Origin of the sequence: Legionella sp. 39-23, from assembly GCF_001897665.1 — a bacterium.
Lineage (GTDB): Bacteria > Pseudomonadota > Gammaproteobacteria > Legionellales > Legionellaceae > Legionella > Legionella steelei.
In genome coordinates, this window is the sequence record NZ_MKTO01000027.1 from 43132 (window position 1) to 58915 (window position 15784).

Below are 15784 nucleotides of genomic sequence, written 5' to 3' on the forward strand. Positions count from 1 at the left end.
TAGCTACATCTAATATTGGCTTAACTTACATGTATTATAATTACACGGGGTGGTTATTTTTTAAATTATCCCGGGAAATGAAACTTATGTTGTTGAGGAGTGTATGCCACATATCAAATTATCTGCCGCTGGAGCTCCTACATCAAGTGTGAAAAAACCAGGAACTTATTATTCTTCGGCTATCGCTCTTAGTAAAAAAGCACGCAACGATTCCATCCGAGTTGGAATAGGTGCGGTGGAAATTTTAAGGGCTGCGGATACAAGTTGCCTTTGGACTGCGGATTTGCAATCTTGTTTTCCAGTTATTTTTAAATTTAGAAATGGTGACATAGGATTATTGCATGGGAACTCTGCAGACATATCAAAAGTTGAAAGTTTGCTCAACAGAGATGATCTTGTAGAAATCGAATTATTTGAAAAAGGGCATCAGTTGAACTCCAAAAAGGTGAAAGCCTTCACTGAAAACGTTATAAAATACTTCCAAAATAACAAGCTGCCACAACCAGCTATAAATATTCAAATTCAAGATCATATCGCTTCTTATGGTGTAGTCGTTTGTTATAAGTCCCTTAAAAATAAACCAATTATATTAGTCGGCGACAGTATTAAATACATTAATGGACTAGCGCATAACTTAAGTGCGTGCACGAACCAAGAAGAAGTCATTCATCCCTATGAGTTTGAAGATGCAACAGAGCGTTTTTCCCTAATAGAAGATACATTTTCAACTGGCGGAGGTCATCGATTTTTTGAAGTGAAGAAAAATCGTGGTGATGACGATGTGGAAATAGGAATCCCCCAGAAAAAAAGTCGAAATTGTACCATTCTATAAACTATGAAAATGCAATTAATTTAGCGTAGCCCTGTTTGCTTGCAACGGTCTAATTTGCTGCCATACTGACAATCACAACGACTAATAACAACGCATAAATTTTACCGTATATCTGGTCAGGTACTTTGTTTGTGAAATACATACCAATTTTTGCACCAAATATGCTCCCCATGGAGAGGAAGTAACCAGAATAATAATGGAACAACAACAAAACCGCCGCCGAAACCAAACATGGTTGCTAACACACCGGCTACAATACCAGACATTAAATAGGCAATTATCATTGTTGTCATTAGTAAAGCCCTTAGATTCAAAAGTTAAACTACAGTAAAAATGGCTACATACCACAAGTTCGCTCAGGATAAGCATCTGAATAAGGTGGGATATTCTCCTTATCTATTGTTTTATCCTTGGAATAGATGATATTTAAATTTCTTTGATCTGTTTTTTCACCTTGAAAATTTACTAAATAAGCTTCCATATTGTATATATGCAAAGTCACACTAACCCCTGCCCCTAAAACTTTTCTTCGCTTGAGCTGATGAACAAAAACTCCATTTAAATCATCATGATTGCTATGAAACCGATAACGGTTAACACGCTCTACTAACCGAGCAGTATGCTCACCTGTTGGTTGATAGTATTTCTCAGATATTGGTCCCTCTAAGACTGTAACTGTACCCTTATATTTATGATCATGAATTGTTGTTTTTTGTCTTGGTGCAAATGCAAATACCCATATTGAGAAAGGATTAGATGTATCAGTATGATCATAAATAAGATACCGGCCAATACCATTTGGCATCACCGTATTGAAATCAGCAGGATTATAAACACTATGATCTAGTTTTAATGAGCCCTCTGCGAGCCTTCTTGGTAAACTGGTTGAAACTGTATGGTAAGTTACATTTTCTAATCCTTTAATTGCACTTATTATTGCATCTTCGTTCTGTTTGATTCGCTCAATTTTTGTAAGCATGTTATTCCTTTAATCTACATCACAGCAGTTATTATTTTTTATAGTCTTCCAAAATTAGCCCCTTAGTATGCAAATACCCCATTTGCTTGCATAGGTGATCTAACATCAATAATAATGAGTCTATAAGTGTCTGTTTGCAAGCAAACGAGTTACTTACATAAACTCTGCGGCTATAGATTATAATTATTAAAAAGGACTGTAGGAGTCATCAAATGGGTAAGAAAATTAGCAAATCATCAACTTGTCATAAAAATCCTTTATGCCGTATTAACAAACCTGCAGATCATTCCCATGGCAAACAAACTTATGAACGAATTGCATGTGTATTTCAGGGCGGTGGTGCATTGGGGGCATACCAAGTAGGCGCATTTCGTGCAATTCATGAAAAAGGATACAATCCCAATTTCCTCGCGGGAGTCTCTATCGGCTCCATTAACTGTGCGATTATTGCCGGTAATTCAAGAGACAAACAAATTGAAAAATTAACCTCTTTTTGGGATACCATCGTACCAAAAATATGGAACGATACACTTTTTGATAGCGACGTTTCAAATTTTTTACATCATTTACATAATCAAATGGGCGCTATGCATGCAGTCTTTTACGGTCTGGACGGTTTTTTTAAACCCCGCCTATTTCCTCCCACGCCCATGACTTATGATACACCGGATAAACTGAGTTATTATGATACCTCCCATCTCAAAACAACATTGGAAAGTTTGATTGATTTTGACCGTATCAATGACAAAAAAACCACCCTATGTCTGGGTGCGGTCAATTTGTCGTCTGGCGAAATGGAATTTTTTAATAATCAAAAAATTACCATTACGCCAGAGCATGTGATGGCAAGTGGAGCGCTTCCTCCAGGCTTTCCAGCAGTTAAAATTGGTGATGATTATTATTGGGATGGTGGCATCTATGCCAATACGCCTCTGGTGACCGTGCTAGATGCATTGCCTGAACAAGATACTTTATGTTTTGTGGTGGATTGTTTCAGCCTACAAGGACGATTACCACAAACCATGGAGGAACTTGACGAACGGCAAAAAGACATTCGTTATGCCAGCCATTCACGCCGGCTCACTAATATTTACACCAGTCGCCAAAACCTGCAGGGAGCGATACAGTTTTTAGGTGAAAAATTAAGCCCGGAAGCCAAAAAAGATCCTATTGTTCAGCAAATACTGGAGCTGGGACATAGCAAACATTTCAGTGTGGTACATATCATTTATCGCGGCACGCCTTTTTCCCATTCGTTTAAAGATTACAATTTTGTTCGTTCAGCAATTAATTATCGGATGAAAACAGGTTATAAAAATGCAATGGAAGTTCTTAAAAAACCTGACTGGGAAAAAAAATCGAATAAGGCTCTGGCCTGTTCTATTTATGGTGTAACACCCGATTATTTTGAACAGCATTAATAAAGATGCTTAACGTAAAGAGGCTGACGTAGCCGGGGTGCAGCGAAGCGTAACCCCGGGTATGCTTTTTCTATACCTAGCGCGAGTGCATTTGGAGATGATTTAATTGTGCTTTTTAAATTGAAATGCAAACGATACAGTAATTCGATTTTACAATGACAACAGAAGCTCGCTCTTGTATCTTTAAATTATTCTTTGACATTATTGAAAATAAAGGGTAATTTTCAGAAAAATTTGTAAATTTATATTCCCAAGTGTTCATTGAGCTCGCATCATTGTTTGATTTTATATCTAATTTTTTACGAAAAGAGTCTGAGCCTAAAGATGCGGATTCTTTTCCATCATTTATTGCTATTGCAATTGGAGCCATAGGATTAGTTGTTTTAGTTGACTATGTAATTAATCGTTATTTAAGACAGTTAAACACAAATTATTACACTAATGATATTAGTAATAACAAATCACCCGAATTAAAAAAATTAGAAGAAAAATTTATTACAAAAGGGTTTTTTATAAAAGAAACAGATGGTAAGTCTTTAATATTTGTAAATCCTGATATGCCAAAAATCCTAATTAAACATCCTGGCGTGTGCGCTCGATGGTCACCTCTGTTCCGACATAATCATCAACAACAGATTAAACAATTTATAAAAAGAGAAAAATTTAAGTATATAGTTGTTCCCCAAACAAAGGTAGAAGAAGATTACCTAATTGAAGATAAATTGCCCGTTAATGCTTTTGATATCCGGGAACAAATTGAACTTTACACTAAACATATTGATAATTTTACTGCAGCTGCCGAAGAATTCACTCGGCTACTATTAATTGTCTCTTTTACTGATCTATTAGGGGGGTATTGGAGTAGTTTATCCTCTACAGCAATTCCACGATATGATAATGCACTTCTTTATTTGGATCATGGTTACGGAAAAATTGGTCTCATTGATGTCAAATCTCTTTACATCAACTCTGAGAGTGAGCTGAGTTGCGAAAACAATGAACAGATTTTTGAACGATGGAAACGAGCTGTGATATTTTTCCCTTATCATTTAAACCAAATCATTGCGCAAATAGAGAGATTTGATAAGAATATTTTAAAAAAAAGAAAAGAGCTGGAAAATATCCAAGAAAAAATGCTTGTTTTTTTTGATAAAATTTATGGAGCCCATGCACGATTTCTACACTACCATAACATCACCGCAAATAATGCTAATGTGTTAATCGATACAAATCCTGTTCTAGAAGAAGAAATTATTAATCTTTTGAAAAATAAATATAACGATTCAACCGATACCTTTTCACCAAAGACAACTGATGATGACCATGAATTTGTCGCGAATAATAGTGTTCAAAATATCGAGCTATTAAAATTCAAATTTTTTCCTATTGCAGTTAAAGAGTCTTTAGCTTTTAATAAAAAAAGATGTCAATATGCTCTTGCGAAAGAAAATAATTTAAAAACAAAATCATTACTAAATATAAGAAAAAGTATTTTTGGAAGAGATTTTGTTCCATTCAGCAAAAGATCTGAATATGACCAGAATGAAAAATTATTACCTGATATTTTAAAAAGTCACTTATCTACAATGAATATCACCTTTAATGCTCATTTTCTTGAATGGGTTATGGATTCTATCTACGAAATTTTGGTAGATAAACAAGTAATCGCAGGGTTTCATAAAGGTGTCTATGGTAGCCAACATTGTGTCTTTTTCTAATAATTTTTCTTTGAACATACTTGCTACTGATTAAGCTTTTACTTGCTAAACCCAATTGTTGATAATATTCCTTTCTCTTTTTTAATAATATTTTTGCCAAGACCGTCTGCCGAAACAGATAATGAGGGAGGTGCTTCAAAATAGATTTTTCGATCGTAATCAGGCCCTGGACTTTCGGCAAACATGCGTGACTAATGACAGCGCCATTAGTTAGCCTATAGCCTCATTAATTTCAAGAGGCTATAACCCCATGAGTAAAGATATTGACGCCCTCTGGCAAATGGTACTCTCTATTTATCTGAATCAAATAGAAAAAACCATTTACAACTCGAGCAGTAAGAAAAATTTAAGCTGAGTATGCTATTGAAGCAGGGATGACAACAAATCAGGCTTAGCTATTCGCTTGCAAATTTGTCAATCTTAAATTAAAAATTTAGACCTTGGCTATAAGGAGGTAGAGATCATGTTAATGCTGTTTCAACAATTTATGTCAGTCGTTGATCCAGAACAACTTTATGAGTGGAAATATGAGGGGCTAAGCAATTTCTCTACTCTCTTTTTTTGGAAGGACAAAAAAGGTGAATATTTAGGATGTAATGATTCTTTCGCTGAGCGTGTAGGTTTTGATAAGAGTCAAAAGGTTCTTGGATGCACCGATTTTGATTTATGTTGGTCCGATTCTGCCCCTGATTTTCGCTTAAATGATTTACAGGTTATTAAATATGAAAAACCTAAAATAATTATCGAAACGGGTAAGTTACTTAATGGCGATCTAGGTAAAGCAATTAGTTATAAATTACCCTTGCGCTCAGCATCAACCCATGAAGTTACAGGGATTATTGGCATCGCCATTGAGTTTAATCAAATGGAAATTTCCACGGATTCATTAACTAATTCCATTCATATTTCCCAGCTTACAAAGCGTCAGAAAGAATGTCTTTTTTATTTATCGAAGGGACTATCTATCAAACAAATCGCTCGGGTTTTACAGCTTTCTCCGCGTACTGTTGAACATTATCTTGAAGCTGTTCGCGAAAAATTAGATTGTCATTCACTTGCTCAGCTGAAAGAAAAAATCTTTGAATCCTCAATTAAAATAGGGGGATAATTCCCCTAATTGCTCCCTGCTTATTTCTTGTATTTTTTCTCCCATACCAAATCTCAGAGAGAAAAAATAAATGCGAAGCAAATTTGAGGATTTTATCTCCATTCCACGTCTTGATTTATTCGAATTTGGCGATTTAGCGATTCCTGATATTTTTCATGATCTTATGCGAGATTATTTAGGTTTTATTGCCAGGATGGGTATTTATAATCCCAGTTTTCCTGTCATTAAGGACGTAATAGAGACCCATCAATGCGAAAAAATCGTCGATCTCTGCACAGGAAGCGGGGTGCCGGCGCTCTTGCTGAGGGAGTATCTAGAAGAGCAAGGTTATCCTATTCCTCTAGATTTAACGGATAAATTTCCTCATCAAGCTAATGCTCAAAGGGTTAATAAGAACTTAGCTGAGGTAAAATATTTAACTAAATCCATTGATGCAACTGAGCTTCCGCAGGACTTAAAGGGGTTAAGAACTTTATTTGCGTCCTTACATCATTTCAAGCCGCAACAAGTACAGGCAATTCTCCAAAATGCTTTGGATAATAATCAGCCGATCGCAGCCCTGGAGTTTACCGAGCGAACTTGGTTTAGGGTATTTTGTATGCTCCCAGGTACCTTACATCTATTGGCAGTTACTCCCTTTATTAAACCTTTTTCTTTAACTCGATTATTTTGGACCTATGCCATTCCTGTGGTGCCAATTATTTATTTTTGGGACGGTTTGGTCTCCAATTTACGTACTTATTCCGAGAAGGATTTAAGAAAAATTATTTTTAAATTAAAAGATAATAACTTTGATTGGGAAATCAAAACGGTACCTAGCCCATTAATGGCAATCAACCTGAGTTATTTAATTGGCCAGCCTCATGGACAACAGTCTACAGAATCAAGTCTTGTTAGGCAGGAGCAGATCGCCGCTAAATCTATTAAAAAAACGAGCGCATCTACTTGTATTGTCCTAGGAATGTTCACTGGCTTCTTTGCTTTTCTAATGAGTCGCAAGGTCAACCTCAGCTTGGCTATCTGCCTATTGACTGCTCTTCTTTGTCATGTAGCCTCCAATAGAATGGCAACAAGCATGCAGCAATATGGTCGCTTTTTTCAATTATTTTCCTCGGATAGTAAAAAGCCCGAGGCCAAGGAAATTGAACTGACGAACTCACTCTGACAAGCCTTGGTAGCGATAGCATAACTCAAGATTCTTCCTCAACTTTCCCTTAATATAGACCCCCGGCCGTGATCCTGGTAAAAAGGGTCATGGTTGATTTTAACCACTTTGAAAATAATTCAAGAATAATTAATCTCTTATGGTTATGTCTTCAATTAAAAGCTATTTCTAATTATTTTAAACCTCTATTATTTATAGATGAAAAGGAAAAAATCAAATATAAACATATGTTCGATTCTTTTGTTGAATTAACAAAGATCAAACCGAATTGTTATTATTTAATCCCAAAAAACCAAGTTTCAGAAATGTAAAATCAGGCCCGGAACCAATTTGCATTGCTTCTTCATGCTTACGATATTGACCAATATGCTCTAAATGATATGGCTATTACCATTAAAAATTGATGCCATACAATTCAATATATGGGACTGCAGCTGAGATGTAGCAAATCTTTAAATCCACTTCTCTGATAAAAACACCGACTATACCTCTCAATTAGAAAACAACATGACGAATCAATAACGTTGGTTGTAGCGGCAAGTAGTAGGCAAAAACTCAATCATTCACAACCAAAGTGCTATAATATTATTCAAATCGAGCGCTAATCAATCTTTCTAATGTTTATCTAAGAATGCAGAAGACAAGAGACGAATAAAATGTCCTTTAGTAAAAATATAAGAGCAAATGAAGAAGTAGATATTGTCCTTGTTTTAGGCCCCGAGGAGAAATCCCACCAATTTTTCAAGCAATTTAAAGACTATTGTGACAGAAACAATCTAAAATATGCCATTTTGGGTGATGGAAAATCACCAATTAATTTAGATGATATACAACAACTTCCTAAAGCAAAACATGTTGCAATTGCAGGGCATGGCCATATAAATCCATCAGCCAATAGGCATGAAATTGCTCTTGGAGGTCATCCAGATAAAGATTCACTTGATGTAATTAAAAAAGTTCAGAAACAGACTGGAGCAAAAAATATAGTTTTGACTTCTTGTTTTGGTGGAAAAGTAGTAGATCAACTACGAGAAAGCACACAACGTGAGCTTTTAGAAGGCACAAGCTTTTTTGTATCTTCAGATAATGATGAACCTACCATGATTGAAGATAGTCTAAATATTATTGATATCTATGTTAAAAAAATTAAATCCGATAGAAATGTGCCTCTGGTTGATGTAGTAAAAGATGCAATCACAACAGCTCCTCTCACAATGGTGTTTGCCCACCAACCTGAAGATCAGGATAATGGTCGCCCTAGCCCAGTAGAAACACATACGATACGCAGAACAGATAGATTATTATATCGTGACGCCAGAAAGCTTTGTGAATACCAACATAATTTGTTTCATGATTTTATCAATCAATTGGTTTTAGGAGGAAAAGCACCTTCTTTCGTAAAAGAACTACGGAGTTTCTATTCTAATTTTTCTACCTACCTCCAACAATTAGGCACTTCAACAAAAGCAAAGTTATTCGATTTTACAATGACAACACAGGTGTTAGAAAAGTATCAGAATAGCTCATTTGTCAATTATGTTTCTCTGAATGATGCTAAGGTATTAAATTTTTTATTAGCTAATCATATTAACGCTCCCGAAAATTTACTATTTCAGGCGATCACCCAAAGAAATAGCGACTCCATTGAGGTTGTTAGAGTTCTATTAAATTATTTAGATGCTAATTCTTTTGGGAAAAGTTCTACTAAGGAAACCCCGTTATCCGCAGCGTTAAATGATAGGAAAATAGAAATTGTAAAAACTCTCATTTCTGCAGGCGCAGATATTTACCGTGCAGATGGTTATGGTGATGTCCCTGACGAGCAAATGAAACGACAAATGCAAATATATAAAGATGTATTTCCAGAGCTGGTCAATGAAGCGCATAACCTTTTTAAAAAAGCGATGAAACTTTCATCATCAGGAGAATATCAAATTCCCAATGCATTAATAAAAGCACATCAAAATTTTAAATCTGTGTGTGAAAAGGAAAATAATATGGATTTTTTTAATGGAAAAGCTTCAAGTCCCATAAATAAAAAAGTTTTTTATGCTTTTCAAGATTATTTAAAATGTTTAAATGATCCCGTATTACAAAATAAAATGGAACACGATCATTCTCATAAAACGAAACACTTTAAAAGTACATTGGTGGAACTCAGAGAGATTGATTCAGCATCAAAAGCGGATGAATTGTTGATTGTGATTGATAGAATTATTCAAAATAAAGATTGGGATTCCCTTACACTATTAGGAAGTAAGCCAAAAAGCATCATGGAAATTGAAGAAGCTCTTAATGCAGAGATGACATCCTGTCAAAAATTAGAGCGCATACAAAAAATATGTAGTGCGACACATGCCCATTCCAATTTCGATGTTTTTATTTCCAAACTGAGAGGAAGGGATGATTTTACAAATGAACTATACGATATCTTAGCGGATATTGTCCCTACTGATGAAAACTCGATTAATAACGTGATAAACCGCTTAAATGATTTACACCCCCCTCCAGCAATGACCTTGTGAGCTCCGGATAGGTAGTCAACTACCTTGAAAAATGATTTATAGCATCCACTTCAAAACCTAACTCAACAAACGCCACTTAAGCCTTATCGAGATTTAAAAAATAACGAGTTGTTTTAAGTTCGCCTATTCGTTTGATAGTATTTTTTTAACCAAGTCATTTAGATCTCCGGTTACCATATCGATCCAGGAAAAATCACTCAAAATTATTATTTGAATAATCGACAACTTGAAGTTCGTATTCTCGATTTAATAGACTGTCAGGAATTTTGCCTGTGAATTGATTATGATCAAGGCGTAATACTTGCAGGTTAGCGATGTTGCCAATGTCAACAGGAAGTATATCTTTCAACACATTGTGTTCAACACGCAATGTTTTAAGAAAGCGGAGTTTTGTGATTGTATCCGGAAGAATCCCACTAAACTGATTGTGTCCAAGATAAATATGTTCCAATTGCATTAATCGTTCTATTTTAGGGCTTATAGAGCCTGAAAAGTGGTTGTTAAATAAATAAATTTCTTTTAAATTTTTAAGCATGTAAAGCGAGTCAGGAAGAACCCCATTCAGTTCATTATCATCAAGTCGTAATATTTCAAGTCGGTGTAAATTCCCGATGGAGGGCGGAATAACTCCCGATAATTTATTGACATGCAAATCAAGCCATTTCAAATTTTCAACGTCACCAATACTATCCGGAATCTCGCCGTCTATCCGATTGGATTTAAGCCAAATATTTTCAAGTTTTTTGCACTGACCAATCGTCGCGGGAAGACGCCCTCCTATGTGATTAAAGCTTAGGTAAAGTGTTTTCAGCTCTGTTAAATTACATAGTGTATCCGGCAGCGATCCTTCCAGCCCATTATCATAAAGTTGCAGTTCCGTTACATGCCCATTTGTATCACATATTACTCCGTGCCATTCACAGTATGAAATAGAATCAGAAAGCCAATTGTCTTGTCTAATCCAATCAGCCCCATTGGTTGCTTTGTAGAAGTTTTCAAGTTCTAAACGCTCCTGCGGATAGTTTGTGTCTGCAAAAAGAGCATTTGGAGTTAACGTTGCCGCCGTTATTCCCAAAAAGAACACTTGTTTACTAGATAACTTTAACGCTCTAAAAAGGGCATAGAAAAAGGAACGGATAATTATTGGCATGGAACTCTCTTGCAAATTGCTTGAGTCAGTATAAATATCGAACAATTTAATGTCAAATAGATAGGGTTTATTGCAGGAAAATTCTAACTAGAAGTGCGACACATAAAAAAACGAACATAAAAGTCGACTATGAAAATAAACAAAACAAGCGTAGAAAACCTCCTTCCTCCTCAAGCAACGGCAAAAGGAAAACAGCACAAAAAAGATATTACGATGACAACCTAAAGAGATTTGGCATACGTATTACTTCAGGAGGAGCAAAAGCTTTTTTCGTTGAAAAATTCATCAATAAGAAACGCTGCCGAATTAATTTTGAGCATTACCCAGGATTAACCGCTGAAATGGCAAAGAACAAATCCTGCATCTTTTAGGGCAAATTGCATGGGCATTGATCCGGTTGCTGAGAAAAGGCAGCAGAAATTCAAGAGATAACCCTCAATCAAGTCTTTAAAGACTACATAAAAACCAGAAAGAAACTTAAACCAAAACTCTAGATAACTACAAATATATATTAGATAAAGCCTTCGTCAGTTGGAAAAGCAGTTCCATTTTTGGAACTAACTGCTGGGCACTTACATTGAGTGCTCAATGCATATCAAATTCAACAAGCTTCATTTATGTATTATCGAGATTTAAAAAATAACGAGTCGCTTTAAGTTCGCCAGTTCGTTTGAGAATATTTTTTTTAACCAAGTCATTCAGATCTCTGGTTGTTGTAGCGATGGACGTACCTGTTATGCTCATATAATTTTTAGCACTTAAACCCTCTACAAATCCTTCAGGCCCAGCATGAAATAATCTTAATAGAACCTTTTCTTGTCTTGGATTAATTTTCCCTTCCGCTTCCTTTAAAATTACAGATTTCTTAATAATAAAATCAATATACAAATAAGTGCTTTGTTGCGCTTCTAAAGCAATGTTTGCAAACCATATCAACCAGGATGTTAGGTCTAAGTGCATATTCCATAGATGCGCGCGCCAATAGCCCATTTGGGGCATGGCTTGCTTCGCTTTCCATTGCGTACCACAACCTAACACATAAACTTAGCGTACATAGTTATCTATGCTGCGCTTTTTGAGAACCATTTTACCCAACCTACACTCAAATCTGACTTTTCCCAAGATTGTTAACTTTTGGCATTTTATTGTGTATTACGCGTTTTAAGGTGTTATTATGAACACATGGCTTGTTTATTAAACTATACTTTTTGTATGGAATATAGAGTAGAAAATATTGATTATGATTGACAAACGTGAATCTGAAAATTTAATTGGAAGCATACGTCAAAAAATTGAAGTTTTGAAGAAAACTGAAATGCCTCCTCAATTACAGGGCGCGCATAATGGGCTTGCAAATGGTTCGCTTGGCTATGTTAATGATTTGGCAGAACGTCTCGGGCAGGCTGATTCTCCTGAAGAAGTAGGAAAAGTTCATAAAAAACTAGAGGAGTTGAATAGGAATGTTACGTCAACTCAACTGCTGAGTAATGCGGTAATTTCGACGTATAATCGAACTAAAGATGAGAAGATTGATCCAAAAGCAGTGCAAGCAACAGCTTTCGATTCGATAAGAATAGCATGGAATTTGGCCACTAGCTTCGCTTTTGATGATTCCAAATCGATGAAAGAAAAAATGACAGGCTTTGCAAAAGCTTGTATGCAAGGAGTTATTGGAATGTGTCAAGGAGCGCTTAAGGGATTTGATGAAGGTAAAGGTTTTTTTGATACCGTAAGCAGGAACCTTCGAACATGGCATAGGAGGATATAATAAATCACTTGCTACGAGTTTGCTGGACGAGAAAGAAAGAGGCCAGCAAATTATAGCCGATCTTAGAGATGCACATAAAAAAGTAGCGCAGGAGTTAAAGGATGATCCTGATAATCCCATGAAAAAAGCACGAAAAGCAATTGCCGACAAGGAGGCCGAATATTTAGATGGGCTTGAAAGAGATTTAAATTCAAGTGAAGGTGAAAAACTCTCAAAGACAGTGGGCTCCTTAGAAATATTGCAATTAAGCAATGCCGGTACTTCGCTGCAAAGTACTGGCTTATCATTCCTGCATCGTCTTGTCCTTGGTGATGACAAAAAATTAGATCCCAAGTTAGTAGAAAAATTAGGAAAAGACACGTTAAATATCACCAGAAATATAAATCAAATCCTTGATGATTCATCGAAAAGTATGCCATCAAAACTATGGACTATGACTAAAGCTTATGTCAGTGCAGCAGGAGATGGAATAACGGCGTTCATGAAGGGCTTTGAGGGGGGCAATTTAAAAGAAAAATACGTCAATGCGGTAGAAAAAGGTTTTTCTACTTTTATGGAAAAATTTTCTACGGCTCTAGGTAAAAAATCAGATACCGAGATTGAGATGCTCCCAATGGGTGCTCCAAAATCAACGCATAAAAGAATAGATATTCCGCAAATCGGCACAACTTCTACTACCACCGATAAAGAGTCAACCCAAACGGTTAAAGAAGAACATCATGAAATGAGGAACAACTGATTTCATTTAAATAGGATATGAATCGCATGCATCGTGTCTAGGATTAAGGCACTACTGAGCACATGATAGGATTTTGCAGTGAAATCAGGGTCTCTGTAGATTGAATTTCATCGATAAGCTGAATTTTATTCAATGCAACCAGCTGCTCATTATGACAAGATTCGCATTGAACACGTAAAAATCCATGCTCTAGTCGCCCGCATTTCAGATGGGCCTCAAATTCATTTTGAACATACTGAAGCAATGACTGTTCTTATGGTTTTAATTGATTTGTACGCAAATCTAATTGGTCGAAAACCGTTGGGAACTCTGGTGGTGCAGTATGTAGTGTGCGACGCATCGTAGTTAAGGTCTGACGGTTAATATGATTTGCTTGTAAAACATGATCAACTTGATGGGGATCATCTCGTTTCAATACTTTTTTATTAGCATATAGAGTTGCTTCATTTGCAAAAAAGGCCCATTTGCAGAATGCACGTAAGGAAGGAACGTCGCTCCGTTTTCCTTTCTTTAATTGCAATTGATGGGCTTGATATTCGAGTAGAATAGCTTCATCAAAATGTTCTTGCATACGATAAATTTTAGCCTTTTTGAATAAGACTGAAGGACTGGGATCTTTAATTTTTTCATAGTCAGTGAGTGCTTCAGCAAATTTTTCTTGTTTGCGGTAAAGATCTCCTCGCGCTTCTAAGGCCATGTAATTTCGTGGTAGGGTGTTTAATACTTGATTTAAATCAGCCAAAGCGCGCTTAAATTTCTTTTGTTTGCAATACACATCGCCACGCATGGCCAATATTAAAAGATCATTTGGTTGTTCTTTAATTGCTTGATTCAAGTCGTTTAATGCAAGACTAAGCTCACCTTGCTGACGATAAATATCTCCGCGTACTCTTAATAAATACCAGATATTCGAATTATTGGTATTCAAAGTAAGAGCGTGGTTCAAGTCATTTAAAGCCAAGTCGAAATTACCTTGTGTCCAATAAATTTCACCGCGTGACAGTAAAACAAACCAGTAAGCAGGATTTATAGCTAGAGCTGCGTTAAAGTCGCATAAAGACTTTTCATAATTCCCTTGTAACTGATAAACCTTTCCACGCCCCCCTAACGCAAACGCATGAGTGGGGTCTAGAGCAAGAACGGCATTGTAATCGCTTAAGGCTTGGGTAAGGTTTCCTTGCTGTCGATAAATGTCTCCACGAGATAGCAACGCATTTACGTTAGTAGGGGTAATAGCAAGGATACCATTAAAATCACTTAAGGCTTGTGCGAAATTGCCTTGCTGAAAATATGCCGCACCACGCATCGCTAAAGCTTGTAGATTATGGGGATTTATAGCAAGAGCGGCATTAACGTCATTTAAAGACTGAACATGATTTCCTTGTTGACTATAAATGATGCTACGAACCGTCAAAACATAGTCATAATTGGGGTTAATGGCAAGCATCTGATTTAATTCATTTAATGCAAGATCGAACTTTTGTTGTTGATAATAAATATTGAAGCGAAGGCCTCGAACAGCCAAGGAATAAGGCTGTATCAGCAAAATGTTATTAAAATCATTTAACGCTTCGTCAGTCTTGCCCATTTTATGATAGATATCTCCACGAACTGCTAAAAGGCGTGAACAATTTGGCGCGTTGGCAAGTAAAGGATATATAATATCTAAAGCGCTCTCATATAGCTTTTTTTGTATATAAATATCTGCTTGGTACAATAAGTCAATCATAGTGACAGCGGGAATAGAGTGTACAGAATTAAGATCATGCTCAGCTGCTTCAGGAAAATTTAATATACTATAAACCCAGCTTCGTTCTTTTAAAGCAAAAATATTCTTGTTATCGCTTTCTAGAGCTGCATTGAAATCTTTTAACGCGAGATTATATTGACTTTGTGTACAATAAACTGCGCCTCGATTTGCTAAGGCATGCGAATGGGTAGGTTCAATAGCAAGTGCAGCATTTAAATCGTTGAAGGCTTCATTGATGCTGCCGAATCTATGCCATAATGCGCCACGTCGTGATAAGGCAAATACATGATTGGGTTGGAGTGTTAACAAGGTATTGAAATCCGCAAAGGCAAGTTGCATATTATCCAACTGACTGTGAATATCTCCACGAATTGCCAAAGCCAAAGGCTCATTAGGTTGCTGTGTAATGGCCTGATTTAAAAAAGGTAACGCTTCATTAAGTTGATTCTTTTTATAAAGCTGTTCACCCTTTTTGACTAAGGAATCCGTAGCTTCTTCAAAACGTTTCGAAGGTGGTTCTTCAAAAGGAATTTCTAATTTTCTTTTCATTAATAAGTCCAGTAATTTTCCTTGTTGACTTAATTCAAACCAATAATGAATAATTTATTTGAATTCTCAATGGCTTATTT

13 protein-coding genes and 1 pseudogene are annotated in these 15784 nt (G+C 36.1%); 9 read left to right on the top strand and 5 right to left on the bottom strand.

All coding sequences use genetic code 11. The annotated features are described in order from the left end of the window. The first annotated feature begins 103 nt into the window (after window positions 1–103). A complete protein-coding gene (locus BGO44_RS10605; RefSeq protein WP_273200170.1) occupies window positions 104–832 on the top strand; it encodes a hypothetical protein in 729 nt (242 codons plus the stop codon). A gap of 116 nt (window positions 833–948) precedes the next feature. On the opposite strand, the gene BGO44_RS10610 is transcribed toward BGO44_RS10605, so the two are convergent. Both BGO44_RS10610 and BGO44_RS10615 read right to left on the bottom strand, forming a co-directional pair. Beyond that, entirely contained in the window at window positions 949–1125 is a 177-nt protein-coding gene (locus tag BGO44_RS10610) for a hypothetical protein (protein ID WP_237760521.1), read from the bottom strand. Window positions 1126–1169: 44 nt separating this feature from the next. After that, entirely contained in the window at window positions 1170–1811 is a 642-nt protein-coding gene (locus BGO44_RS10615) for a cupin domain-containing protein (RefSeq protein WP_273200171.1), read from the bottom strand. 212 nt (window positions 1812–2023) lie between these two features. Here BGO44_RS10615 and BGO44_RS10620 point away from each other — a divergent pair, with 212 nt between their 5' ends. The 5 genes from BGO44_RS10620 (at window position 2024) to BGO44_RS10640 (ending at window position 9748) form a co-directional block, all read left to right on the top strand. After that, window positions 2024–3232, top strand: a complete 1209-nt coding sequence (locus BGO44_RS10620) for a patatin-like phospholipase family protein (RefSeq protein WP_273200173.1) — start codon at window positions 2024–2026, stop codon at window positions 3230–3232. A gap of 275 nt (window positions 3233–3507) precedes the next feature. Further along, window positions 3508–4950 carry a hypothetical protein gene (locus BGO44_RS10625; RefSeq protein WP_273200174.1) on the top strand — a complete coding sequence of 481 codons (1443 nt, stop codon included), beginning with the start codon at window positions 3508–3510 and terminating at the stop codon, window positions 4948–4950. A gap of 463 nt (window positions 4951–5413) precedes the next feature. After that, complete coding sequence (locus BGO44_RS10630; protein ID WP_273200175.1) at window positions 5414–6058, top strand: helix-turn-helix transcriptional regulator; 645 nt, start codon at window positions 5414–5416, stop codon at window positions 6056–6058. 70 nt (window positions 6059–6128) lie between these two features. After that, window positions 6129–7223 (top strand): hypothetical protein, encoded by a 1095-nt coding sequence (locus tag BGO44_RS10635; protein WP_273200177.1) that lies wholly within the window; start codon window positions 6129–6131, stop codon window positions 7221–7223. A gap of 656 nt (window positions 7224–7879) precedes the next feature. Further along, entirely contained in the window at window positions 7880–9748 is a 1869-nt protein-coding gene (locus tag BGO44_RS10640) for an ankyrin repeat domain-containing protein (protein WP_273200178.1), read from the top strand. A gap of 193 nt (window positions 9749–9941) precedes the next feature. On the opposite strand, the gene BGO44_RS10645 is transcribed toward BGO44_RS10640, so the two are convergent. Further along, complete coding sequence (locus BGO44_RS10645) at window positions 9942–10898, bottom strand: leucine-rich repeat domain-containing protein (protein WP_273200179.1); 957 nt, start codon at window positions 10896–10898, stop codon at window positions 9942–9944. A 129-nt stretch (window positions 10899–11027) separates the two neighbouring features. Between BGO44_RS10645 and BGO44_RS18595 the strand changes: the two are divergent. Then, a pseudogene (locus BGO44_RS18595) lies at window positions 11028–11439 on the top strand (Arm DNA-binding domain-containing protein); the annotation flags it as partial. Between the two features lie 74 nt (window positions 11440–11513). Here BGO44_RS18595 and BGO44_RS10650 read toward each other — a convergent pair. Next, window positions 11514–11858: a Fic family protein gene (locus BGO44_RS10650; protein ID WP_273200181.1), complete on the bottom strand. Its 345-nt coding sequence runs from the start codon at window positions 11856–11858 to the stop codon at window positions 11514–11516. Window positions 11859–12138: 280 nt separating this feature from the next. Here BGO44_RS10650 and BGO44_RS10655 point away from each other — a divergent pair, with 280 nt between their 5' ends. Then, window positions 12139–12666: a hypothetical protein gene (locus tag BGO44_RS10655; protein WP_286823135.1), complete on the top strand. Its 528-nt coding sequence runs from the start codon at window positions 12139–12141 to the stop codon at window positions 12664–12666. Window positions 12667–12784: 118 nt separating this feature from the next. After that, a complete protein-coding gene (locus BGO44_RS10660) occupies window positions 12785–13405 on the top strand; it encodes a hypothetical protein (RefSeq protein WP_273200187.1) in 621 nt (206 codons plus the stop codon). A gap of 253 nt (window positions 13406–13658) precedes the next feature. Here the strand turns inward: BGO44_RS10660 and BGO44_RS10670 are convergent, their stop codons facing one another. Beyond that, on the bottom strand, window positions 13659–15704 hold the full coding sequence (locus tag BGO44_RS10670; protein WP_273200193.1) for a tetratricopeptide repeat protein: 2046 nt from the start codon (window positions 15702–15704) through the stop codon (window positions 13659–13661). Window positions 15705–15784 lie beyond the last annotated feature (80 nt).

Bases quoted from the DNA above. Each gene is read 5' to 3' on its own strand.
- BGO44_RS10660 (WP_273200187.1), top strand. From the start codon at position 12,785: ATGAAAAAAGCACGAAAAGCAATTGCCGACAAGGAGGCCGAATATTTA.
- BGO44_RS10670 (WP_273200193.1), bottom strand. From the start codon at position 15,704: ATGAAAAGAAAATTAGAAATTCCTTTTGAAGAACCACCTTCGAAACGT.
- BGO44_RS10615 (WP_273200171.1), bottom strand. From the start codon at position 1,811: ATGCTTACAAAAATTGAGCGAATCAAACAGAACGAAGATGCAATAATA.
- BGO44_RS10630 (WP_273200175.1), top strand. From the start codon at position 5,414: ATGTTAATGCTGTTTCAACAATTTATGTCAGTCGTTGATCCAGAACAA.
- BGO44_RS10645 (WP_273200179.1), bottom strand. From the start codon at position 10,898: ATGCCAATAATTATCCGTTCCTTTTTCTATGCCCTTTTTAGAGCGTTA.
- BGO44_RS10605 (WP_273200170.1), top strand. From the start codon at position 104: ATGCCACATATCAAATTATCTGCCGCTGGAGCTCCTACATCAAGTGTG.
- BGO44_RS10635 (WP_273200177.1), top strand. From the start codon at position 6,129: ATGCGAAGCAAATTTGAGGATTTTATCTCCATTCCACGTCTTGATTTA.
- BGO44_RS10610 (WP_237760521.1), bottom strand. From the start codon at position 1,125: ATGACAACAATGATAATTGCCTATTTAATGTCTGGTATTGTAGCCGGT.
- BGO44_RS10640 (WP_273200178.1), top strand. From the start codon at position 7,880: ATGTCCTTTAGTAAAAATATAAGAGCAAATGAAGAAGTAGATATTGTC.
- BGO44_RS10655 (WP_286823135.1), top strand. From the start codon at position 12,139: ATGATTGACAAACGTGAATCTGAAAATTTAATTGGAAGCATACGTCAA.
- BGO44_RS10650 (WP_273200181.1), bottom strand. From the start codon at position 11,858: ATGCACTTAGACCTAACATCCTGGTTGATATGGTTTGCAAACATTGCT.
- BGO44_RS10620 (WP_273200173.1), top strand. From the start codon at position 2,024: ATGGGTAAGAAAATTAGCAAATCATCAACTTGTCATAAAAATCCTTTA.